The 20,542-nt window shown below is 57.5% G+C and carries 20 protein-coding genes, 1 tRNA gene and 2 pseudogenes; 14 read left to right on the top strand and 9 right to left on the bottom strand.

Annotated elements, in window-relative coordinates; all coding sequences use genetic code 11:
- Positions 1-89: pseudogene (locus tag CJF39_RS23200) on the top strand (hypothetical protein); the annotation flags it as partial.
- Positions 90-192: 103 nt separating this feature from the next.
- On the opposite strand, the gene CJF39_RS21570 reads toward CJF39_RS23200, so the two are convergent.
- Positions 193-522, bottom strand: a complete 330-nt coding sequence (locus CJF39_RS21570) for a hypothetical protein (protein ID WP_094995235.1) — start codon at positions 520-522, stop codon at positions 193-195.
- 635 nt (positions 523-1,157) lie between these two features.
- Between CJF39_RS21570 and selD the strand changes: the two genes are divergently transcribed.
- The 7 genes from selD to CJF39_RS21535 all read left to right on the top strand — a co-directional run bounded on the left by selD (position 1,158) and on the right by CJF39_RS21535 (position 9,028).
- Entirely contained in the window at positions 1,158-2,192 is a 1,035-nt protein-coding gene (gene selD / locus CJF39_RS21565; protein ID WP_094995234.1) for a selenide, water dikinase SelD, read from the top strand.
- On the top strand, positions 2,192-3,301 hold the full coding sequence (gene mnmH, locus CJF39_RS21560; RefSeq protein WP_094995236.1) for a tRNA 2-selenouridine(34) synthase MnmH: 1,110 nt from the start codon (positions 2,192-2,194) through the stop codon (positions 3,299-3,301). The genes selD and mnmH overlap by 1 nt, the downstream gene beginning before the upstream one ends.
- 150 nt (positions 3,302-3,451) lie before the next feature.
- Entirely contained in the window at positions 3,452-5,116 is a 1,665-nt protein-coding gene (locus tag CJF39_RS21555; protein ID WP_094995233.1) for an AMP-binding protein, read from the top strand.
- A 15-nt stretch (positions 5,117-5,131) separates the two neighbouring features.
- Positions 5,132-5,899, top strand: coding sequence for an SDR family NAD(P)-dependent oxidoreductase (locus CJF39_RS21550; protein ID WP_070411791.1), 768 nt, complete (start codon positions 5,132-5,134; stop codon positions 5,897-5,899).
- Between the two features lie 10 nt (positions 5,900-5,909).
- A complete protein-coding gene (locus CJF39_RS21545) occupies positions 5,910-7,103 on the top strand; it encodes an acetyl-CoA C-acyltransferase (protein ID WP_094995232.1) in 1,194 nt (397 codons plus the stop codon).
- A 9-nt stretch (positions 7,104-7,112) separates the two neighbouring features.
- A complete protein-coding gene (locus CJF39_RS21540; protein WP_094995231.1) occupies positions 7,113-8,240 on the top strand; it encodes an acyl-CoA dehydrogenase in 1,128 nt (375 codons plus the stop codon).
- Positions 8,241-8,254: 14 nt separating this feature from the next.
- Positions 8,255-9,028 (top strand): enoyl-CoA hydratase, encoded by a 774-nt coding sequence (locus CJF39_RS21535; RefSeq protein ID WP_094995230.1) that lies wholly within the window; start codon positions 8,255-8,257, stop codon positions 9,026-9,028.
- Between the two features lie 66 nt (positions 9,029-9,094).
- Here CJF39_RS21535 and CJF39_RS21530 read toward each other — a convergent pair whose 3' ends face one another.
- The 7 genes from CJF39_RS21530 to CJF39_RS21500 form a co-directional block, all read right to left on the bottom strand.
- A complete protein-coding gene (locus tag CJF39_RS21530) occupies positions 9,095-10,246 on the bottom strand; it encodes an acyl-CoA dehydrogenase family protein (RefSeq protein WP_094995229.1) in 1,152 nt (383 codons plus the stop codon).
- Positions 10,247-10,249: 3 nt separating this feature from the next.
- Complete coding sequence (locus CJF39_RS21525; RefSeq protein ID WP_094995228.1) at positions 10,250-11,356, bottom strand: enoyl-CoA hydratase/isomerase family protein; 1,107 nt, start codon at positions 11,354-11,356, stop codon at positions 10,250-10,252.
- Positions 11,357-11,504: 148 nt separating this feature from the next.
- Positions 11,505-12,275, bottom strand: a complete 771-nt coding sequence (locus CJF39_RS21520; protein ID WP_083293923.1) for a 3-hydroxybutyrate dehydrogenase — start codon at positions 12,273-12,275, stop codon at positions 11,505-11,507.
- Positions 12,276-12,395: 120 nt separating this feature from the next.
- Complete coding sequence (locus CJF39_RS21515) at positions 12,396-12,677, bottom strand: peptidylprolyl isomerase (RefSeq protein WP_008150918.1); 282 nt, start codon at positions 12,675-12,677, stop codon at positions 12,396-12,398.
- Positions 12,678-12,769: 92 nt separating this feature from the next.
- A complete protein-coding gene (locus CJF39_RS21510; RefSeq protein ID WP_094995227.1) occupies positions 12,770-13,651 on the bottom strand; it encodes a lipase family alpha/beta hydrolase in 882 nt (293 codons plus the stop codon).
- Positions 13,652-13,912: 261 nt separating this feature from the next.
- Positions 13,913-15,001, bottom strand: a complete 1,089-nt coding sequence (locus CJF39_RS21505) for a 3-deoxy-7-phosphoheptulonate synthase (protein ID WP_094995226.1) — start codon at positions 14,999-15,001, stop codon at positions 13,913-13,915.
- Positions 15,002-15,678: 677 nt separating this feature from the next.
- Positions 15,679-15,909: a DNA-binding protein gene (locus tag CJF39_RS21500; protein ID WP_070411782.1), complete on the bottom strand. Its 231-nt coding sequence runs from the start codon at positions 15,907-15,909 to the stop codon at positions 15,679-15,681.
- A gap of 81 nt (positions 15,910-15,990) precedes the next feature.
- Here CJF39_RS21500 and CJF39_RS21495 point away from each other — a divergent pair, with 81 nt between their 5' ends.
- From CJF39_RS21495 to CJF39_RS23570, 6 genes are all read left to right on the top strand, one after another.
- Positions 15,991-16,356: a helix-turn-helix domain-containing protein gene (locus tag CJF39_RS21495; RefSeq protein ID WP_094995225.1), complete on the top strand. Its 366-nt coding sequence runs from the start codon at positions 15,991-15,993 to the stop codon at positions 16,354-16,356.
- Positions 16,357-16,476: 120 nt separating this feature from the next.
- Positions 16,477-17,115, top strand: a complete 639-nt coding sequence (gene gacA, locus CJF39_RS21490; RefSeq protein ID WP_047273603.1) for a response regulator transcription factor GacA — start codon at positions 16,477-16,479, stop codon at positions 17,113-17,115.
- Positions 17,116-17,117: 2 nt separating this feature from the next.
- A complete protein-coding gene (gene uvrC / locus CJF39_RS21485; protein ID WP_094995224.1) occupies positions 17,118-18,941 on the top strand; it encodes an excinuclease ABC subunit UvrC in 1,824 nt (607 codons plus the stop codon).
- Positions 18,942-18,973: 32 nt separating this feature from the next.
- On the top strand, positions 18,974-19,531 hold the full coding sequence (gene pgsA / locus CJF39_RS21480; protein WP_047275824.1) for a CDP-diacylglycerol--glycerol-3-phosphate 3-phosphatidyltransferase: 558 nt from the start codon (positions 18,974-18,976) through the stop codon (positions 19,529-19,531).
- A gap of 66 nt (positions 19,532-19,597) precedes the next feature.
- Positions 19,598-19,673, top strand: a tRNA-Gly gene (locus CJF39_RS21475).
- 127 nt (positions 19,674-19,800) lie between these two features.
- On the top strand, positions 19,801-20,166 hold the full coding sequence (locus CJF39_RS23570; protein ID WP_432760264.1) for an Arm DNA-binding domain-containing protein: 366 nt from the start codon (positions 19,801-19,803) through the stop codon (positions 20,164-20,166).
- Between the two features lie 69 nt (positions 20,167-20,235).
- On the opposite strand, the pseudogene CJF39_RS21465 reads toward CJF39_RS23570, so the two are convergent.
- Positions 20,236-20,409, bottom strand: a pseudogene (locus tag CJF39_RS21465) (IS5/IS1182 family transposase); the annotation flags it as partial.
- Positions 20,410-20,542 lie beyond the last annotated feature (133 nt).

The following is a 20,542-nucleotide window of genomic DNA, read 5'->3' as shown; positions in this document are numbered from 1 at the left end:
ACGAAGAAGCGCCGATCTTCCAGGTGGCCGATTACGGCCTGGTGGCGGACTTGTTCGAAGCCGTACCTGAGCTGGAGCGGGCGCTCTGACTCGATGGCTGTTGCCACAGGTGGAGGGTGGGGCAGGGGGATGCCTGCCCCACCCATAAAAAAGCCCCGGACACTGTCCGGGGCTTTCAATGGGGTGTGCGAATCAGCAGTAGCTGTTCACTTTCACAACGGCAGGTTCTTCTTTCGCCTTTTCCCAAGTCAGGGTCAGGGTGTGCAGAACCTTCTCCATAAAGTGTGTGTCCGCTGCGGCCTTCTTGCCAACGTAGCCCTGGCCGCGGCGGTACATTTTGAGTCGTGCACGCATCTGTGGATGCTGCTTTTCAAACTCAGATTCTTCTGGGTATTGCGTGACAGCGTCGATATGGACTTCGCCCGCTTCATTGACCCACACAATATGATCGTCGAGTGTGTCTTTACGACTGGCAAACAGTTCGGCCAGTTCGTTAACAGTAGGTTGGTTATTCAGGTTCATCGCTAACTCCTTGACCACTCGTTGATCTGTCAATTGATTCGCGCAACTGCACATGCAGCGCTACGTAGTGTCCATCTAATGCAGATCCTGACTTGAACCCGTGATGTGTAGTAGTAGAACAGTGCTACTACAACATCGGCCTAAATAAGGGAGAACAGCGCGAGCCAGCATGCTTCGGGTGACGTGATGCATCAGCCACAAGCTTCATGAGGGCGTCTCGCCAGTTTCGCTCATCCTGACATCGGACGATCAAACCAGGTCCGCTTCATCAATTCTGCCTTGTGGGCAGTACCTATCCCGGAACAGTCCGACGGCTCGTCGAACATGCTTACAACCACTTTTTCCAACGCTTCCGGTGGGGAAGACGTCTGCATCATGCAAAAGGAAAAAGCCGTCGTCAACACATATGTAGTGAATATTTTAAAGCACTACATATGTGACTCGTCGGTCTGTTTCCAGCGTGGCGGTCATCTGCTCTGGCTCGGCAATTGGCAGCTCCGGGACTTGCCAACAACCTGTGACCAGTGGATTTCGCCGTATTGCAGTGCTTTTAGTACGGGCGGTGTATGCCGTGGGCCAGCAGCAGTGGCCGCTCTGTTAGTATCTGGCACTTTGATACCCATTAAAGGTGCCCTATGAGCGAGCCGATTCGCCTGACGCAGTACAGCCACGGAGCAGGTTGCGGCTGCAAAATTTCGCCTCAGGTACTTGAAGTCATTCTTGCGGGCAGTGGTGCGCAACACCTTGATCCAAAGCTGTGGGTCGGTAATTCATCGCGTGATGACGCGGCGGTCTACGCCCTGGATGATGAGCGCGGCGTGGTGTCGACCACCGATTTTTTCATGCCCATCGTCGATGACCCGTTCGATTTCGGCCGCATTGCGGCCACCAATGCCATCAGCGACATCTACGCCATGGGCGGCGATCCCTTAATGGCGATCGCCATTCTGGGCTGGCCGGTGAACCTGTTGCCGCCTGAGGTGGCCCGTGAAGTGATTCGCGGGGGCCGTGCGGTGTGTGATGAGGCAGGGATCCCGTTGGCAGGCGGGCATTCGATTGACACCCCGGAGCCGATCTTCGGTCTGGCCGTGACCGGTGTCGTCAATAAGCGCCAGATGAAGCGCAACGACACCGCGACCGCCGGGTGTTTGCTGTACCTGACCAAGCCATTGGGGATTGGCATCCTGACCACCGCCGAGAAGAAGGGCAAGTTGCGGCCCGAGGATGTCGGCGTCGCACGGGACTGGATGTGTACGCTGAACAGCATTGGCAGCCAGTTTGCCAAGCTCGAGGGCGTCACCGCGATGACGGACGTCACCGGTTTTGGCCTGCTGGGGCACTTGGTTGAGATGGCCGACGGCAGCGACCTGACTGCGCAAATCCAATACGCCAACGTGCCACGCTTGGCGTCGGTGGAGTACTACCTGGAGCTGGGTTGTGTACCGGGCGGCACGTTGCGTAATTACGACAGTTACGCGAGCAAAATTTCGCCTGTCCAAGAGCTGCACAAGCGTGTGCTGTGCGATCCGCAAACCAGTGGCGGGTTGCTCGTCGCTGTCAGTGCGCAAGGCAACGAGGCCTTCCTGCACATGGCCCGCGAGCATGGCTTGAACCTTGAGCCGATTGGCCGTTTGGTGGAGCGACAGACACACGCGGTTGAGGTTTCATGATGGCTCATGACATAACCGACTTCCGCGAACTGTTTCTCCATGATCGGCCGATGATCGACACCCGTGCGCCGATTGAATTTCACAAAGGGGCGTTTCCAGGGGTGGTCAATTTGCCCCTGATGACTGACCACGAGCGCGAGCGCGTGGGCACGTGCTACAAGCAGCAAGGGCAGCAAGCGGCTGTGGTGCTGGGGCATCAATTGGTGTCGGGCAAGGTCAAGGCCGAGCGCTTGCAAGCATGGGCCGATTTTGCTCGCGCCCATCCTGACGGGTGTTTGTATTGCTTTCGTGGCGGCATGCGTTCGCAAATCGTCCAGCAGTGGCTTAAACAGGATGCAGGGATTGACTACCCGCGCATCACTGGCGGCTATAAGGCGCTGCGCACATTTCTGATCCAGACCCTCGATGATGCCGTGGCGCAGTGCGATTTGCAGGTGCTCGGCGGCATGACCGGCACCGGCAAAACCGATGTGCTGGTGCAGCTCGACAATGCGCTGGACCTTGAAGGCCACGCCAATCACCGCGGTTCAAGCTTTGGCAAACGCGCGACCGGTCAGCCGTCCAACATCGATTTTGAAAATCGCTTGGCCATCGATGTGTTGAAAAAGCGCGACAAAGGCGTTGAGCGGTTTGTGCTGGAGGACGAGAGCCGCACGGTGGGCAGTTGTGCGTTGCCGTTAGCCCTCTACCAAACCCTGCAGACTGCGCCAATGGTGTGGCTGGAAGACAGCTTGAACAGCCGGGTCGAGCGTATCCTGCGTGACTACGTCATTGAGTTATGTGCTGAGTTCGTGGCCAGAAATGGTGAGCATGGCTTCGCGCTTTTCTCTCAACGGTTGTTGGAAAGTCTGGCCAATATTCAAAAACGCCTCGGCGGGGAGCGTTACCAGCGTTTGCAGGAGGTGATGAGCAGCGCACTGAAGGAGCAGGAGCGTTGCGGCTCTGTGGATTTGCACCGGGTGTGGATCGAAGCGTTGCTGCGTGAGTACTACGATCCGATGTACACCTTCCAGCGTGAGAAGAAAGCCGGACGGATCGTGTTCGCAGGGGATCAGGCGGCAGTCCTGGCGTATTTGCGTGACCATGCCCGCAGCCGCGAGGACCGTTAAACAGCGTTTTAGGTACGGTCAATGGCTCATTGGCCAAACCAGTCAACCAGCTTGAGCGGTTTGACCATTGTTGCAGAGCCCTCGCAAGGCGATTATCAGCAGGATTTTCGACGGTTCCCATTCCTATAAAAAGACCGAGGGATTCTGCTGATGCGCGACTATCTGACCGCGACGAGCGACTTTGACTATCAACGTGCAGTGAGCCACGCGTTGCATGGCGATTTAACCGCTCTCAATGCCTGCGTCGAGTGCTGCGACCGCCATGCCTTGCCGGGGCGCATTGCCTTGTTCTGGGAAGGCCGTGACGCCAGCAGCGCGTCCTACACCTTTACCGAATTGCAGGACCACGCGGCCCGTTTTGCCAACTTCCTGTTGGTCCAAGGGGTCAAGCGCGGCGACAAAGTGGCGGGCCTGTTGCCACGCAATGTCGAGTTGTTGATCGTGGTACTGGCGAGTTGGCGCATAGGCGCGGTCTACCAACCCCTGTTTACGGCCTTTGGCCCCAAAGCCATTGAGCATCGCCTTAACAGCTCCGGCGCGGTGCTGGTGGTCACTGACGCCGTCAATCGACCCAAGCTGGCTGAAGTGAATGACTGCCCGACGGTCGTCACCGTGGGCGGTCCGAAAGGCCAAGGGTTGGTGCGGGGCGATTACAGCTTTTGGGCTGAGCTGGAGCGCTACCCGGCAGTCTGCGAGCCCATAATGCTGACCGGCGAAGACCCTTTTCTGCTGATGTTCACCTCGGGTACGACTGGCCCGGCCAAACCGCTCCTCGTTCCCCTTAAAGCCATCGTCGCGTTTCAGGCGTACACCCGCGACGCCGTGGACCTTCGCCCTGAAGACGCATTCTGGAACCTGGCCGACCCTGGTTGGGCGTACGGTATTTACTTCGGCATCACCGGCCCGTTGTCGATGGGCCACCCGATCACGCTCTACGACGGCCCGTTTAGCGTCGAAAGCACCTGCCGCGTGATCAAAAAGTACGCCATCACCAACCTCACCGGCTCCCCGACGGCTTACCGCCTGTTGATTGCAGCCGGGGATGCGTTTTCCAGCAAAATCAAAGGCCAGTTGCGGGCCGTCAGCAGCGCCGGTGAACCCCTTAACCCGGAAGTCATCCGCTGGTTTTCCGAGCACCTTGACGTCACCATTCATGACCACTACGGGCAGACTGAAATCGGCATGGTGCTGTGTAATCACCATGGGCTTGGTCATCCGGTGCACTTGGGAGCGGCGGGGTTTGCCTCACCGGGACACCGCATTGTGGTGTTGGACGACAACCATCAGGAGCTGCCCGTAGGTCAGCCGGGCATTTTAGCCGTGGATCGCAGTCAGTCGCCGATGTGCTGGTTTGGCGGCTACCACGGTTTCCCCACCAAAGCCTTCGTCGGTAATTACTACCTCAGTGGCGACACCGTTGAGTTGAATCCGGACGGCAGCATCAGTTTTGTTGGACGCAGCGATGATGTGATCACCACCTCCGGTTACCGTGTCGGTCCCTTTGATGTGGAGAGCGCCTTGATCGAACACCCGGCGGTGATCGAAGCCGCCGTGGTCGGCAAACCTGACCCTGAGCGCACCGAGTTGGTCAAAGCGTTTGTGGTGCTGAGCCCGCATTACCTGGGTGATGCGCAATTGGCAGAAACCCTGCGCTTGCACGTGCGCCAGCGCCTGGCAGCCCATGCCTATCCCCGTGAAATCGAATTTGTCAGCGAATTGCCCAAAACACCCAGCGGCAAGTTGCAGCGCTTTATCTTGCGCAATCAGGAAATCGCCAAGGCTGAACAGGCGGCGAACGCCCGGGCCACGGCTTAACCTTCAGGAGAAATCATGCAAATCGAGAACACAGTTTTTATCGTCACAGGTGGGGCTTCAGGCTTGGGCGCTGCAACGGCTGAGATGCTGGTCAATGCTGGCGCCAGGGTCATGCTGGTGGATGTGAACGCGGACGCAGTGGCCGCACAGGCCACCCGCTTGGGCGCTAAGGCGCGCAGTGCAGTGGCGGACATCAGTCAGGCGCAGGCCGCGCAGGCAGCCATTGATGCCACCGTCGCGGCGTTTGGGGGCGTTAACGGTCTGGTCAACTGCGCCGGGATCGTGCGCGGTGAAAAGATCCTTGGCAAGGGCGGCCCTCACGGCCTGGAGAGCTTCAGTCAGGTCATCAACGTCAACCTGATTGGCAGTTTCAATATGCTGCGACTGGCCGCAGCCGCAATTGCTGAAACGGCTGCGGATGTCGATGGCGAACGCGGGGTGATCATTAATACGGCGTCGGTGGCCGCCTTTGACGGGCAGATTGGTCAAGCCGCGTACGCGGCCTCCAAAGGCGCGATTGCCAGCCTGACCTTGCCAGCAGCTCGCGAGCTGGCCCGCTTCGGCATTCGTGTCATGACCATCGCCCCCGGCATTTTTGAAACGCCGATGATGGCGGGCATGACCCCGGACGTGCGCAACTCGCTGGCTGCGGGCGTGCCGTTTCCGCCGCGTCTGGGCAAACCGGCGGAATACGCTTCGCTGGTGCGGCACATCATTGAAAACAGCATGCTCAATGGCGAAGTGATCCGTCTCGACGGCGCATTGCGCATGGCAGCGAAGTAAGGAGAGGGCGATGACGATGTCTAATGATCCAGTCGTAATAGTCAGTGCTGCACGCACGCCCATGGGCGGTTTTCAAGGTGACTTCAAGGGCCTGACTGCGCCACAGTTAGGCGCTGCGGCCATCCGCGCTGCTGTGGAGCGCGCCGGGGTGTCGAGTGACAGCGTTGAAGAAGTGCTGTTCGGTTGCGTGCTGTCAGCCGGTCTTGGGCAGGCCCCTGCGCGCCAGGCCGCGTTGGGCGCGGGCCTGGACAAGGGCACCCGTTGCACCACGCTGAACAAAATGTGCGGGTCGGGCATGGAAGCGACGATTCTGGCCCACGATCGGCTGATGGCGGGCGGGGTGGATGTGGTGGTAGCAGGCGGCATGGAAAGCATGTCCAACGCGCCGTATCTACTCGACCGGGCCCGCAGTGGCTACCGCATGGGGCATGGCCGGGTGCTGGATCACATGTTCCTCGACGGACTGGAGGATGCCTACGACCGCGGCCGCTTGATGGGCACGTTTGCGGAAGATTGTGCGCAGGCCCATGGCTTCACCCGTGAGGCCCAGGATGCCTTTGCCCTTGCCTCGCTGGCCCGTGCGCAGCAGGCGATCAGCGAGGGAAGCTTCAGCACTGAAATTGTCCCGGTGCAGGTCGCGGTGGGCAAGGAACAGCGCGAGATCACTGAGGATGAGCAGCCGCCCAAGGCCAAACCCGAAAAAATTCCGTCGCTGAAACCGGCGTTTCGCGACGGCGGCACGGTGACCGCGGCCAACGCCAGCTCGATCTCCGATGGCGCCGCGGCGCTGGTGCTGATGCGTCGTTCCGAGGCGCAAAAGCGCGGGCTTACACCATTGGCGGTGATTCATGGGCACGCGGCGTTTGCCGACGAGCCAAGCCTGTTTCCCACGGCTCCAGTGGGCGCTATCAAACGCTTGATGAGCAAAACCGGCTGGCGCCTCAATGAAGTCGATCTGTTTGAGATCAACGAAGCCTTTGCGGTGGTCACGCTCGTCACCATGAGTGAACTGGACCTGCCCCACGACAAGGTCAATATCCATGGCGGTGCCTGCGCCTTGGGTCATCCGATCGGGGCTTCCGGTGCACGTATCCTGGTGACGTTACTGTCGGCCTTGCGTCAGAAAAAACTCAAGCACGGCGTGGCCGCCATTTGCATTGGCGGCGGCGAGGCCACTGCGATTGCCGTGGAATGTCTGTACTAAGGAATTTTTATGCTGCCCACACCCGAACAACTACAAATTCGTGAAGCGGCCCGGCAGTTCGCCCAAGAGCGCTTAAAACCGTTCGCAGCCGAATGGGACAAACAGCATCGCTTTCCTCGTGAGGCGGTTCAGGAAATGGCCGAACTGGGTTTTTTCGGCATGTTGGTGCCCGAACAATGGGGCGGTTGTGACACCGGCTATCAGGCCTATGCCATGGCCCTTGAAGAAATCGCGGCGGGCGACGGCGCCTGCTCGACGATCATGAGCGTGCATAACTCGGTGGGCTGTGTGCCCATTCTCAAATACGGCACCGAACAGCAAAAACGCGACTTCCTGATCCCGTTGGCCAGCGGTGCCATGCTGGGCGCGTTTGCGCTGACCGAACCGCAGGCTGGCTCCGACGCCAGCGACCTGAAAACCCGGGCCCGTCGTGAGGGCGATCACTACGTGCTCAATGGCTGCAAACAGTTCATTACCTCGGGGCAAAATGCGGGCGTGGTGATTGTGTTTGCCGTGACCGATCCGGCAGCGGGCAAGCGCGGCATCACGGCGTTTATCGTACCCACCGATACGCCGGGTTACAGCGTGGCTCGGGTAGAAGAAAAGCTCGGCCAGCATGCCTCCGACACCTGTCAGATTCTCTTCACCGACATGAAGATCCCGCTGGCCAATCGTTTGGGCGAAGAAGGGCAGGGGTACAAAATTGCGCTGGGCAATCTGGAGGGCGGGCGCATCGGTATTGCGTCACAAGCTGTCGGGATGGCCCGCGCTGCGTTTGAAGCGGCCCGCGACTACGCCCGCGAGCGCGTCACCTTCGGGCAGCCCTTGGTCGAGCATCAGGCCGTGGCGTTTCGGCTGGCTGACATGTCCACAGAAATCGCCGTGGCCCGGCAAATGGTGCGCTATGCCGCCGCTTTGCGTGACAGCGGGCAGTCCGCGCTGGTCGAGGCGTCGCAAGCCAAGCTGTTCGCGTCGGAAATGGCGGAGCGCGTCTGCTCCAAAGCGTTGCAAACCCTCGGTGGTTATGGCTATTTGAGCGACTTCCCGCTGGAGCGCATCTATCGCGACGTGCGGGTGTGCCAGATTTATGAAGGCACCAGCGATATTCAGCGCATGGTCATTTCGCGCAATCTTTGAATGAGGATTTATCAATGAACTACGAAACCATTCTGTTGGACATTCATGGGCGCGTCGGCCTAATCACCCTGAACCGGCCGCAAGCCCTGAATGCCTTGAATGCGCAGTTGGTCAGCGAAGTGAATCACGCACTCGACCGCCTGGAGGCGGACAGTGAGATTGGCTGCATTGTCTTGACCGGTTCGAAAAAAGCCTTCGCCGCCGGTGCAGACATCAAGGAAATGGCTGACCTGACCTATCCACAAATTTACCTTGACGATCTGTTCTCGGACAGTGAACGCGTGTCTGCCCGGCGCAAGCCCATCATTGCGGCCGTTGCCGGTTTTGCCTTGGGCGGCGGCTGTGAACTGGCAATGATGTGCGACTTCATTCTGGCCGGTGACAATGCCAAGTTTGGCCAGCCTGAAATCAACCTCGGGGTACTGCCGGGCATGGGCGGCACCCAGCGCCTGACACGCGCAGTAGGCAAGGCCAAGGCCATGGAAATGTGCCTGAGCGGTCGCTTGATCGACGCCGCTGAAGCTGAACGTTCCGGGCTGGTGTCACGCGTGGTGCCAGTGGACGAGTTGGTCGAAGAAGCCCTGAACGTGGCTGCGGTGATCGCCCAAAAATCACTGCCGGTGTTGATGCTGACCAAAGAGTGCGTCAACCGCGCGTTCGAAGTGAATCTGGCCGAAGGCGTACGTTTTGAGCGTCGCGTGTTCCATTCACTGTTCGCCACGCAGGATCAAAAAGAAGGCATGGCGGCGTTTGTGGGCAAGCGCGAAGCCCAGTTCAAGCACCAGTGATGCATCAGGCGCAACGCGGTCAGGCCTGACCGCGTTGCGTTGAATCGTAAACGGCGCTTGGCGCGTTTAAACCAAATAGTGTTTCAGCTCGCGTGCAATGACCATGCGTTGGATCTCACTCGATCCTTCATAGATTTGGGTGATTCGCGCATCCCGGTAGTAACGCTCAACCGGGTAATCTTCCAGATAGCCATAGCCGCCATGAATCTGGATGGCTTTGGAGCACACATACTCAGCGATTTCCGACGCAAATAACTTGGCCTGCGAGGCTTCAGACAGGCACGGTTTGCCAGCGCTGCGCAATCTGGCCGCGTGCAGGATCAGCAAGCGCGCTGCATTGAGCCGGGTCTGCATGTCGGCCAGCATGTTGGCGACGCTCTGGTGTTCAATGATGGCTTTATCGAATTGCACGCGATCCCGGGCGTAGGTGAGGGCGGCTTCAAACGCGGCGCGGGCGATGCCAAGGGCCTGTGCGGCAATGCCAATGCGACCGCCTTCAAGGTTGGACAGGGCGATTGCCAGCCCTTTGCCGCGCTCCCCAAGCAGGCTGCTTTCGGGCACGGTGCAGTTATTCAGAGTGACCGCGCAGGTGTCCGAAGCGCGGATGCCCATTTTGTGTTCCGTACGGTCCACGATGAACCCCGGTGTATCGGTCGGCACCAAAAACGCCGACAAGCCCTTTTTGCCCAGGTCCGGATCGGTGACGGCAAACACAATGGCCAATTGAGCACGTTTGCCGTTGCTGACAAATTGCTTGGCACCATTTATCACCCACTGGCCGTCCTGCAGTTGCGCCCGGGTGCGCAGGTTGTGCGCTTCGGAACCCGCCTGGGGTTCTGTCAGGCAGAAGCACCCGATGGCCTGACCGCTGGCGAGTTTTTCCAGCCAAGTCTGTTTTTGCGCCTCGCTGCCGTACTTGAGGATGGGGCCGCAGCCGACCGAGTTGTGAATGCTCATCAGCGCGCCGGTGGCACCGTCTCCGGCCGAGATCTCTTCGACCGCTAGGGCATAGGCAACATAATCGACGTAGGTGCCGCCCCATTCCTCGGGCACCACCATGCCAAGCAGGCCAAGCGCTCCCATTTTTGAAACCAGTGTGTCGTCAATCCAGCCTGCCTTTTCCCATGCCTGGGCATGGGGCGCAATTTCGCGTCGGGCGAAGTCGCGGGCCATGTCACGGATCATCACTTGTTCTTCACTCAGTTCGATGTCCTGCATGGTTCAGGCTCCTGTCGGCTTGAAATCAGAGAAGAAGCTGGCGACGTGTGCGGCATCCAGTTCGTTCAGGGAAGGCGGGTTCCAATGAGGCGTTTTGTCCTTGTCGATAATCAGGGCGCGCACGCCTTCCATCAGGTCGCCGCGATCAAACCACTGGCGATCGAGGTGCAATTCCAGTTCGAAGCACTGTTCGAGGGGCAGCTCGCGTCCCCGGCGCAGCATTTCAAGGGTCACCGCCATAGCCAGCGGCGAGCGGGTGAGCAGCAGATCGGCCGTGGCTGTGGCCCAGTCGCGGTGTTCTGGCAGCGTGACCGCACGCAGACGATCAACGATCGCTGACACAGTGGGCGCCGAGAACACGTCATCTATGAGGGGGCGCAGTGTGGCGAGCGGGGGGGCTGATGGTGAGCTGTCAGTCAAGGACTCGATCAGCGTCTTGAGGTCGTCAGCAGGCGACAGTGTCCATTTGAGCGTACTCAGTGCAGCGTCAAAATCGGGCAGTCGGCTGCTTTCAATGAAGTGATCAGCCAAGCCGCAATACAACGCATCGCTGGCACGTATTTGTACACCGCTGACGCCGAGATACGTACCCAGTTGACCGGGTGTACGGGTGAGAAAGTAACTACCGCCGACGTCAGGAAAATATCCGATGCCGACTTCTGGCATTGCCAGTTTGCTGCGCTCAGTGACAATCCGGAAATCAGCGCCCTGTACCAGCCCCATGCCGCCGCCAAGAACAAAACCGTCCATCAGGGCCACAAGGGGTTTGGGGTAATGGTGCAGCGTAAGGTCGAGGGCGTATTCCTCTTCGAAGAAGGTGTAATGCAGTGTGCCCTGGCTGTGGTAGCTGTCGTACAACGAGCGGATATCGCCTCCGGCGCAGAAGGCTTTTTCACCCGCGCCCCTCAATACAACAGCCTTGATGGCCGGATCTGTGGACCAGGTGTCCAGGTGGTGCTGAAGTGCGCGGACCATGTCCAGATTGATGGCGTTAAGGCCGCCGGGACGGTTGAGGGTCAGGTGGCCAATGTGGTTGCGCACCTCGGCCAGAATCTCGGAATGCGGGGTCTCGACATCCTGTGTCGCTGAGGATGAAACCTGAGCAGTCATCACTAACTCCCTGCTTTGTCTTGTTATTAAGGGCTGTTCGCTGACGAACGATGCTCGATGCTAACAGTGCAAATTTGCCTATTACAACCCGAATAAGTGCAGGCTTGGCATGCATATTTGCATGCCTGATCTGCAGATATGTGCCCGGTCATTGTGCCAGCCACCCGCCGTCGACATTCCACGCCGCCCCCCTGACCTGACTGCCTGCTTCACTGCACAGGAACAACACCAGTTCGCCCAACTGCGGCGGGGTGACAAATTCCAGTGATGGTTGTTTTTCGGCGAGCAGGTCGTGTTGGGCCTGATAAGGGTCGATGCCCTGACTGATGCGTTGGTCTATTTGCTTTTGCACCAGTGGCGTCAATACCCAGCCGGGGCAGATGGCGTTGCAGGTGATGTTGCTGGTCGCCGTTTCTAGCCCGACAACTTTGGTCAGGCCGATGACCCCGTGTTTGGCGGCGACATACGCAGCTTTACCGACCGATCCTACAAGGCCGTGTACTGAAGCGATGTTGACGATGCGTCCCCAATTGCGTTTACGCATGCCGGGCAGGGCGAGGCGGGTGCTGTGAAAGACCGAGGAGAGGTTGATGGCGATGATGGCGTCCCACTGCTCTACAGGAAACGCTTCCACGCTGGCCACGTGCTGAATACCGGCATTGTTGACCAAAATATCAATGCCGCCGAATTCCCGTTCTGCGTAGTCGATCATCTCGGCAATTTGCGTGGGGTCACTGACATCGGCGGCATGATGACCCACTCGGCCACCCCACTGTTCCACTTCGGCAATCACTTTGCTGGCATCCCCAAAGCCGTTGAGGATGAGGTCGGCACCGGCTTTAGCAAGGCTCAACGCAATACCCAGGCCTATGCCGCTGGTGGAGCCGGTTACCAGTGCAGTTTTACCCTTAAGGCTCATGATCATTTCCTCAGGTGAGACACGATTGGTTCGTGAGGAGGAAACGTAGCACGAGGTTAAAGGCAGCGGATACGAAACGGCCCACCAAGAGGCGGGCCGTTGTCACGCAGCGCTTGAGGATTAATCCTGGCGGCTGGTCACTTCAAGCAGGTGATAACCGAATTGGGTTTTTACCGGACCTTGAACCACGTTGATCGGTGCGCTGAACACCACGGTGTCAAATTCTTTAACCATCTGGCCTGGACCGAACGAACCCAGATCGCCACCCTGACGGCTGGACGGGCAGGTGGAGTTGGCTTTTGCGACTTCAGCGAAATCAGCGCCGCCTTCGATTTGAGCTTTCAATTCGTTGCATTTCGCTTCGCTGGCAACAAGGATGTGACGGGCAGTGGCTTTGGCCATGGGAAGTACTCCTTTCAATAAAGTGGTGAGACTACCGGATTCAGGCGCTTTTTTCGCGGCAAAAGTTCCCGCCGTTGTCGTGTCTTTGCGTGTTATACGCCTTTGGCTTTGAGGCGGCGGGCGTGTTCTACATAAAGCCCGGCCGGATCGACGCTTTTGCTGGCCAGCGCTGCAACATGGTTAATGGTGTCCAGATGATCCAGGGGGTAGTCCGAACGAATGACATGCCCCAAGTGGGAACTGTAACGCCCGACCATCCCGTCATTCTCTTTGCTTTCGCGGGTGAAAAAGCTGCCGAACACTCGACAGGCATTGTGCAGGGGATCGAGCAGGTTCAAGGATTCGGAAAACAGCGAACCTTTAATGATTCCGCTCCATGAATAGTAGAGAACGCCATTGACCCGGTCAGCGCCCATTGCGCCCCATGTATCCGGCAACCCTTGGGGGTAGGTTTGGTTAAATGTCGCCACGCCCTCTGTGGTCAGCGCATTCAGCGCGCTCAAAGCATTCTGTGGCAGCTTTCGTTCACCACCCAAGGCTGAAATAAAACTGCCAAGGGCCGAGCTCATGGCCGCCGCAATGGTTTCAGGAAGAGCACCGGGGGTCAGTACTTGGCGAACCCGATCAGCAAGCTCCGAACCTTGGTTGGGACCGCTGACAGAGGTAACTGAAGCGACGAGTTCAGGGGCCACGGCTGCTGCGTAACGGGCGGTCAGGGCGCCTTGGCTGTGGCCGATAACATTGAATTTCGCGACCCCGGTTTGCCTGTTAAGAGCACGCAGTTGTTCTATCAGCTGTTCGCCCCGTTCTTCGGAGCTGTGGGCCGCAGAAACCTTGGCCACATAGACGTAGGCACCTGCGTTATTCAAGGCTTCTTTAATGCCATTGAAGTAATTGAACGGGCCAATATGGTCGAAACCGAAAAGGCCGTGTACCAGGACAATCGGGTATTTCGTGGTGGCTGACGTATCCATGTCAATGCATATCCTCTAACAGTGTGTGATCCATAAAGATCACCTTAGGTGAGGGTTTCAGAACCGTGAAGGCAGGGATGTCGTCGAGCCAAACCCTTGAGGGCTCATTCCAGAGCCACTGTCGGCAGACTCCTGCTTTCCCCCTGGCAAGATCTGTAGGCAGTGGTTGAACTTTGACCCCGCATATTGGAAAAGACTGACGCGCAACGGTCTCAGGGCCAGTCCCGGGCACGCCACCCGGGACGCTGGGGGATGTCCGCGTTAGCCGATCACACGAGAACGCGTGCGCTGCTGTCGCAATTGGCCGGCAGCCGTGCGCAACAAGGTTTCGGTCGCATCCCAGCCCAGGCAACCATCGGTTACGGAGACGCCGTAACGCAGGTTGTCGCTCAGTGGCTGGCAGCCTTCGAACAGATGACTTTCGAGCATCATCCCGATCAAGGACCGATCCCCGCCCAGGCGCTGTTCAAGCACATCGTTGAATACATCAGGTTGACGCAGAGGATCCTTACCACTGTTTGCGTGGCTGCAATCGACCATCAAACGCGCGGGAATGCCGTTTTTCTCCAGCCCTGCGCGGGCGTTGGCCACGTGGGTGTGGCTGAAATTTGGGCCACTGTGCCCACCCCGCAAGACCAGATGAGTATCAGGGTTGCCGGGTGTCAAAACGATTGCCGGATGGCCCTGTTCATCCACGCCGAAATGACGATGGCTGTGTGCTGCGCTGCGCATGGCATCACACGCAATCGCTACCCCGCCGTCCGTGCCATTTTTGAAGCCCACGGGCAGGTCCAGGCCGCTGGCCATTTCCCGGTGGATCTGCGATTCGGTCGTGCGAGCGCCAATGGCCGCCCAGCCCAGCAGGTCGTCGAAGTAGCCAGCAGCAATCGGCTGCAGCAGTTCTGTCGCGACCGCAAGCCCCATGCGTAACATTTCGATCATTAACTCGCGTGACAGCGTAAGGCCATGCGTCATGTCGTCGCTGCCATCCAGGTGAGGGTCGTAGGCCAGGCCTTTCCAGCCGACGGTGGTGCGTGGCTTTTCGATATAGGCCCGCATCACCAGCAGCATATCCTCGCTCACTTCGCGGGACAGGGCGGCCAAGTGGCTGGCGTATTCGAGGGCGGATTGCGGGTCGTGGATGGAGCAGGGGCCGACGACGATCAATAAGCGATCGTCTACACCGCCAAGAATGTTGCGGATGGCCTGGCGTTGGGCCTGAACCAGCTTATGCAGGGGTTCGCTGAGGGGTAATTGCTGCTTGAGCTGGGCTGCACTTGGCAGGCGCTGGGTCATCGCATGGCTTGCAGTGGTTGGAGCAACGTTCAGTGCGGATACAGTGGCGTTCATGATTCTGGCTTCCTGGGCAGGCTGCGGGTTTTCCCGCGCGCTCAGCCCTAGTGGGGTGTTCGACAATGGGCCGTATTGGCTATGAGGGGATGCGTGCCACCCAAGTGGTTTCGTTCGGAGGCGGCAGACTGTCCCGAACGACGGTTGATAAATCGCCATGCAGCACAGAGGTCGAAGCGGTAATAGGTGGTGTAGTTCATGGGTAAATCCTCAAATTTAATAAATTATCAGGGGCTAAAAAAACAAAGCCCCCGGTCGGGTAGCCGACCGGGGGTGAGAATTCTCTGGTAGGCGACCCCTGAAACGTGGGCGCCGATTGGGTATCAGGCGCGCCAGTGGCTAAACCAATACCCAAAATAAAATCGTACAGCAGAGTGTGTGTTGTTCGCGCGCACAGCGCCGACCAAGCGTAAATCGCTGGTGATCTGGCAAATGGCTGTGGTGGCTTCGCGCAACATGGCTGTTCTCCGATGAATGGCTTGAAGCTTACGCGAGGCCAGTCAACAGATTCAATCAAAAAATTCTATGGGTAATGACTCCGGGGGCTATAAGCGGTTTAGCAAGTGAAGGCCCGAACCGCATTCCCCGAGGCAGAGGGGGGTTATAGCAAAGCAATAGACAAGGGCCTGGGCGGGGTCAATTCTAAAATGGGGTGGTCTTCCCAATTAAGCGCATACTCAAAGCAATTCATCGCATTTCGCTTCAGAAGAAGTGGCAATGATGCCGTCTTTCATGCCCAGAAGTACCGCCACTTTGTGGGCTTCACCACGTTTCCCTTTTTTGCGCCCAGCGAGCACTTGATAGGTGGTCGCGGGATCAACGCCGTGCTCTCGAGCAAACTCTTGAACCGACTTTCCTTGATGTTCCAGCCATGCCTTGGCTTGTGCGGCAGTACGAATTCCGGTCATAGTTCAAAACCGTTCAAAGTTGTTTAATATTTTTTGATTATACCATCCTAGCGGGTGTTTAAAATGGGAACTTACATCCAAATGAGTGGAATCGGTTCGCGGTTGAGGCAAGAGAGAGAGCGGCTGGGCTTGTCGCAGAAAGCTTTTGGCATGATCGGTGGCGTTGAAGCTAATGCCCAGGGCAAATATGAAAATGGTGATCGTGCGCCCAAGGCCGATTATCTGTCGCGGGTGGCAGAGCGCGGCGTGGATGTGTTGTATGTACTGACAGGTAGCCCCACCCCGACGCTTATGGACAATCTGAGTCAGGTCGAAGAAAAGGTTTTGGTCAGCTATCGGGTGCTGCAAAAAGAAGATCAGGATGCTATCCGCCGTTTAACGACAACACTGGCCGACCTGTCGATCATACATGCGAGCAAGATTCGTCCTGATCCAACAGACGCCTAGCAGGTGTCTATCAGCGTTTTAAATGTCTCCAGGGAAGGGCGGTGCAGGTAAGTAGGTTGGAGCTTTGGTTTTTTGCTAAGGTGTCGGCAACCAAAGAAGACCAATTTACGAGGTGTCGACTTGATTCGGGTTCTAGTGGTCGATGACCATGATCTTGTGCGTACAGGCATCACACGAATGCTGGCGGATATCGACGGCCTCCAGGTCGTCGGCCAGGCCGAGTCCGGTGAAGAGTCGTTGATCAAGGCTCGTGAACTGAAGCCAGATGTCGTCTTGATGGACGTTAAAATGCCAGGCATTGGTGGTCTTGAGGCGACGCGAAAAATGATGCGTAGCCATCCGGACATCAAGGTAGTCGCCGTGACCGTGTGTGAAGAAGACCCCTTCCCGACGCGTCTTCTGCAGGCGGGCGCCGCAGGGTATATGACCAAGGGAGCAGGTCTGGCCGAAATGGTTCAGGCCATCCGGCTAGTGTTTGCCGGTCAGCGTTACATCAGCCCGCAAGTCGCGCAGCAGTTGGCGCTCAAGTCATTTCAGCCTGCTAGCGATTCCCCATTCGATGCATTATCCGAACGTGAAATTCAAATTGCCTTGATGATTGTGGGCTGCCAGAAAGTCCAGGTCATTTCGGACAAGCTCTGTTTGTCTCCTAAAACGGTCAACACCTACCGTTATCGAATCTTCGAAAAACTCTCCGTCAAAAGTGATGTGGAACTGGCCTTGCTGGCAGTTCGACATGGCATGGTAGATGCCGGTTGATAATGACTGACGTGTTTGATCCGAGTGCCTTTCTTTCGACCTGCAGCGGTCGGCCCGGCGTTTATCGCATGTTTGATAGCGAGGCGCGCCTGCTGTATGTCGGCAAAGCCAAGAACCTTAAAAAACGCTTGGCCAGCTACTTCCGCAAGACGGGGCTGGCGCCCAAGACTGCTGCCTTGGTGGGGCGTATTGCGCAGATCGAAACCACGATCACCGCCAACGAAACCGAAGCCTTGTTGCTTGAGCAGACCCTTATCAAGGAATGGCGGCCGCCGTACAACATTCTGCTGCGTGATGACAAATCGTACCCCTATGTCTTTTTGTCCGATGGTCCATTCCCCCGGTTGAGTATCCACCGTGGAGCCAAAAAGCCTAAGGGCAAGTACTTTGGGCCTTACCCTAGCGCCGGGGCGATTCGAGAAAGCTTGAGTCTGTTGCAAAAGACCTTTCTGGTGCGCCAATGCGAAGACAGTTACTTCAAAAACCGAACCCGGCCCTGTCTGCAGTATCAGATCAAACGCTGTAAAGGCCCGTGCGTAGGTCTGGTTGATCCTCAGGAGTACGCACAAGACGTGCGCCACTCGGTGATGTTCCTGGAAGGGCGCAGCAGTGCACTGACCGATGAACTGAATGCTGAAATGGAGCAGGCTGCCAGCGCGCTGGATTTCGAGCGCGCTGCCCAAGTGCGCGATCAAATCTCCTTGTTACGCCGTGTCCAGGATCAGCAGAGCATGGAGGGCGGTAATGGCGATGTGGATGTGATTGCAGCCTTCGTTAACCCAGGCGGGGCGTGTGTGCACTTGATCAATGTGCGCGGTGGACGGGTGCTCGGTAGCAAGAATTTCTTCCCGCAAGTCGGGATCGAGGAAGACGTCGCTGAAGTGATGGCGGCTTTTCTCGGGCAGTACTACATCAGCAGCCCTGAGCGCGATTTGCCCAGCGAACTGATTGTTAACGTCGAGCACGACAGCTTTGAAGCCATCAGTGCAGCGATTGATGAGCTGCGGGGCAGGGAAATAGCCATCAGCTATCGAGTGCGCGGAACGCGTGCCCGCTGGCAGCAATTGGCCGTCACCAACGCTGAACAGGCGCTAAGCGCTCGTCTGGCCAATCGTCAGCATGTTGCAGCCCGATTTGAGGCGTTGGCCAAGGTCCTTAAGCTGGATGAGATTCCGCAGCGACTGGAGTGTTACGACATTAGTCACTCCAGCGGTGAAGCGACGGTTGCGTCCTGTGTCGTATTTGGCCCGGAAGGCCCTATCAAGTCGGATTACAGGCGTTTCAACATTGAAGGTGTGACCGCGGGTGACGATTATGCCGCGATGCATCAAGCGTTGATGCGACGTTTTAGCCGCCTCAAAGAGGGGGAGGGCAAGTTGCCGGACATTTTGCTGGTGGATGGCGGCAAGGGACAAATGTCCATGGCGCGGGATGTACTCAATGAACTGGCAGTTCCAGACCTTATTTTGTTAGGTGTTGCCAAAGGCACGACGCGCAAGGCCGGGTTCGAAACCTTGTACTTGAACGACGCCGCCCATGAGTTCACGTTAAAAGGGGACTCGCCCGCACTGCATTTGATCCAGCAGATTCGCGATGAAGCTCACCGTTTTGCCATCACCGGGCACCGGGCCCGCCGCGGTAAAACACGCAGAACGTCTACCCTCGAAGGTATCGCCGGGGTCGGCCCAACCCGCCGCCGAGACTTATTGAAACATTTTGGTGGATTACAAGAGCTGTCTCGTGCAAGCATCGAGGAGATCGCCAAAGCACCCGGGATCAGTAAAAAGCTCGCTGAGTTGATTTATGCAAACCTGCACAGCGAGTAGAATGCCACCTCACCTCGTAGCCAGTTGTGCCGATGAATATCCCTAATTTGATCACCGTACTACGCGTTCTCCTGATTCCTATCTTCATTCTTTTGTTCTACCTCCCTTACAGCTGGAGTTATGTCGCCTCAAGTTCTGTCTTCGCCTTTGCGGCTGCAACAGACTGGCTGGACGGCTATTTGGCAAGGCGTCTGGAGCAAAGCACGCCATTTGGTGCTTTCCTTGACCCGGTGGCCGACAAGCTGATGGTGGCGGTGGCCTTGGTGTTGCTGGTGCAAGAGCATCACAACGTCTGGCTGACGCTTCCTGCCGCAGTGATTATTGGTCGTGAAATTGTCATCTCGGCGTTACGTGAGTGGATGGCCGAGTTGGGCGCGCGTGCTCAGGTTGCGGTGTCCAACATGGGCAAATGGAAGACGGCGGCGCAGATGCTGGCGCTGGTCATTCTGTTGGCCAACCCTTCGGATTTCAGTTTCTGGGTCTTGGTAGGCTACGGCCTGCTGCTTGTGGCTGCGGGTTTGACCCTGTGGTCGATGCTCCAATATCTGCGGGCTGCCTGGCCGCACTTGAAGACCACATCTGAAAAATAAATAACACTTTTTGAATCAAGGGGTTGACGCATTCTTTGAAAACTATAGAATGCCCACCACCAAGACGCGGGAATAGCTCAGTTGGTAGAGCACGACCTTGCCAAGGTCGGGGTCGCGAGTTCGAGTCTCGTTTCCCGCTCCAAATATCGATCTACAGAGTTCCATGGAATTCTGTAAGTCATTGAAAATAGACGCTTAGGCGTCTTTTTTCGTTCCAGCGCCATCCACTGAAATCCAGCGCCAGCCACGAATTTTAAGTACATTTTTAAGTGCATGAAATCCGGGTAGCAGGCACTGCGGTTTGTTGGTGGAGCCCCGCGGGCTGGAATAGGGACACATCTGCTCAATCTTGCGAGACGGGAGATGTACTCATTGCCTTGACCGATACCGCCGTTCGCCAGGCGAAACCTTCCGGTAAAAACTACACACTCAAAGATGCGGGCGGCCTTGCGCTGTTTGTGAGTCCCAAGGGCGCCAAGCAATGCCACTTCCGGTTCTATTGGGTGGGCAAGCAGGCGCGCATGTCGCTGAGCCATTCAATCAGGCGACGGCTCAGGCAAATCAGGCGAAAGACTTTCAGCAGGCCGGCATCGCTCAGTCGTGGCACGGCCGGCGAGGTGCAGACTAATCCTTGAAGCAGGGTCGCCAGGGCGTCGGGGTGTTCGAGGGTGCTGAGCAGGTTCAACTGAGCCAGTAGCGCTTGTCCCAGCCAGTTTCAACGCCTTTGCGAACGTGTCGGGATGAGCGGTGATGCACGTTTGAGCATGGAATGCTTGCGCTAATTCGGCCTGACTGGAATAGGGCTGCGTATGAGCAAGTTTGGTCAGCAGTGGGTAATGCTGCGCAGCAATTGCGGGCGGGCGTCCAGTTTTAGGCATGGCAATGCTGTATGGAAGAGAGGCAAGGAGTTTACGTTATTTTGTCTACACTCTCTTAGGGATGCTCCGATCAACTTGCTGCGCGGCGGCGGCAAGTCGTAATTTGCACGGCACGCAGCGCTATTTGCTCAAA

This window comes from Pseudomonas lundensis (genome assembly GCF_002269125.1).
Lineage (GTDB): Bacteria > Pseudomonadota > Gammaproteobacteria > Pseudomonadales > Pseudomonadaceae > Aquipseudomonas > Aquipseudomonas lundensis_A.
Note: the sequence above shows the minus strand (reverse complement) of the source record. Positions and strands in the feature narration are given on the sequence as shown.

Excerpts from the sequence above, each read along its gene's own strand:
- CJF39_RS21570 (WP_094995235.1), bottom strand. The coding sequence starts at position 522 with ATGAACCTGAATAACCAACCTACTGTTAACGAACTGGCCGAACTGTTT.
- selD (WP_094995234.1), top strand. The coding sequence starts at position 1,158 with ATGAGCGAGCCGATTCGCCTGACGCAGTACAGCCACGGAGCAGGTTGC.
- mnmH (WP_094995236.1), top strand. The coding sequence starts at position 2,192 with ATGGCTCATGACATAACCGACTTCCGCGAACTGTTTCTCCATGATCGG.
- CJF39_RS21555 (WP_094995233.1), top strand. The coding sequence starts at position 3,452 with ATGCGCGACTATCTGACCGCGACGAGCGACTTTGACTATCAACGTGCA.
- CJF39_RS21550 (WP_070411791.1), top strand. The coding sequence starts at position 5,132 with ATGCAAATCGAGAACACAGTTTTTATCGTCACAGGTGGGGCTTCAGGC.
- CJF39_RS21545 (WP_094995232.1), top strand. The coding sequence starts at position 5,910 with ATGACGATGTCTAATGATCCAGTCGTAATAGTCAGTGCTGCACGCACG.
- CJF39_RS21540 (WP_094995231.1), top strand. The coding sequence starts at position 7,113 with ATGCTGCCCACACCCGAACAACTACAAATTCGTGAAGCGGCCCGGCAG.
- CJF39_RS21535 (WP_094995230.1), top strand. The coding sequence starts at position 8,255 with ATGAACTACGAAACCATTCTGTTGGACATTCATGGGCGCGTCGGCCTA.
- CJF39_RS21530 (WP_094995229.1), bottom strand. The coding sequence starts at position 10,246 with ATGCAGGACATCGAACTGAGTGAAGAACAAGTGATGATCCGTGACATG.
- CJF39_RS21525 (WP_094995228.1), bottom strand. The coding sequence starts at position 11,356 with ATGACTGCTCAGGTTTCATCCTCAGCGACACAGGATGTCGAGACCCCG.
- CJF39_RS21520 (WP_083293923.1), bottom strand. The coding sequence starts at position 12,275 with ATGAGCCTTAAGGGTAAAACTGCACTGGTAACCGGCTCCACCAGCGGC.
- CJF39_RS21515 (WP_008150918.1), bottom strand. The coding sequence starts at position 12,677 with ATGGCCAAAGCCACTGCCCGTCACATCCTTGTTGCCAGCGAAGCGAAA.
- CJF39_RS21510 (WP_094995227.1), bottom strand. The coding sequence starts at position 13,651 with ATGGATACGTCAGCCACCACGAAATACCCGATTGTCCTGGTACACGGC.
- CJF39_RS21505 (WP_094995226.1), bottom strand. The coding sequence starts at position 15,001 with ATGAACGCCACTGTATCCGCACTGAACGTTGCTCCAACCACTGCAAGC.
- CJF39_RS21500 (WP_070411782.1), bottom strand. The coding sequence starts at position 15,909 with ATGACCGGAATTCGTACTGCCGCACAAGCCAAGGCATGGCTGGAACAT.
- CJF39_RS21495 (WP_094995225.1), top strand. The coding sequence starts at position 15,991 with ATGAGTGGAATCGGTTCGCGGTTGAGGCAAGAGAGAGAGCGGCTGGGC.
- uvrC (WP_094995224.1), top strand. The coding sequence starts at position 17,118 with ATGACTGACGTGTTTGATCCGAGTGCCTTTCTTTCGACCTGCAGCGGT.
- pgsA (WP_047275824.1), top strand. The coding sequence starts at position 18,974 with ATGAATATCCCTAATTTGATCACCGTACTACGCGTTCTCCTGATTCCT.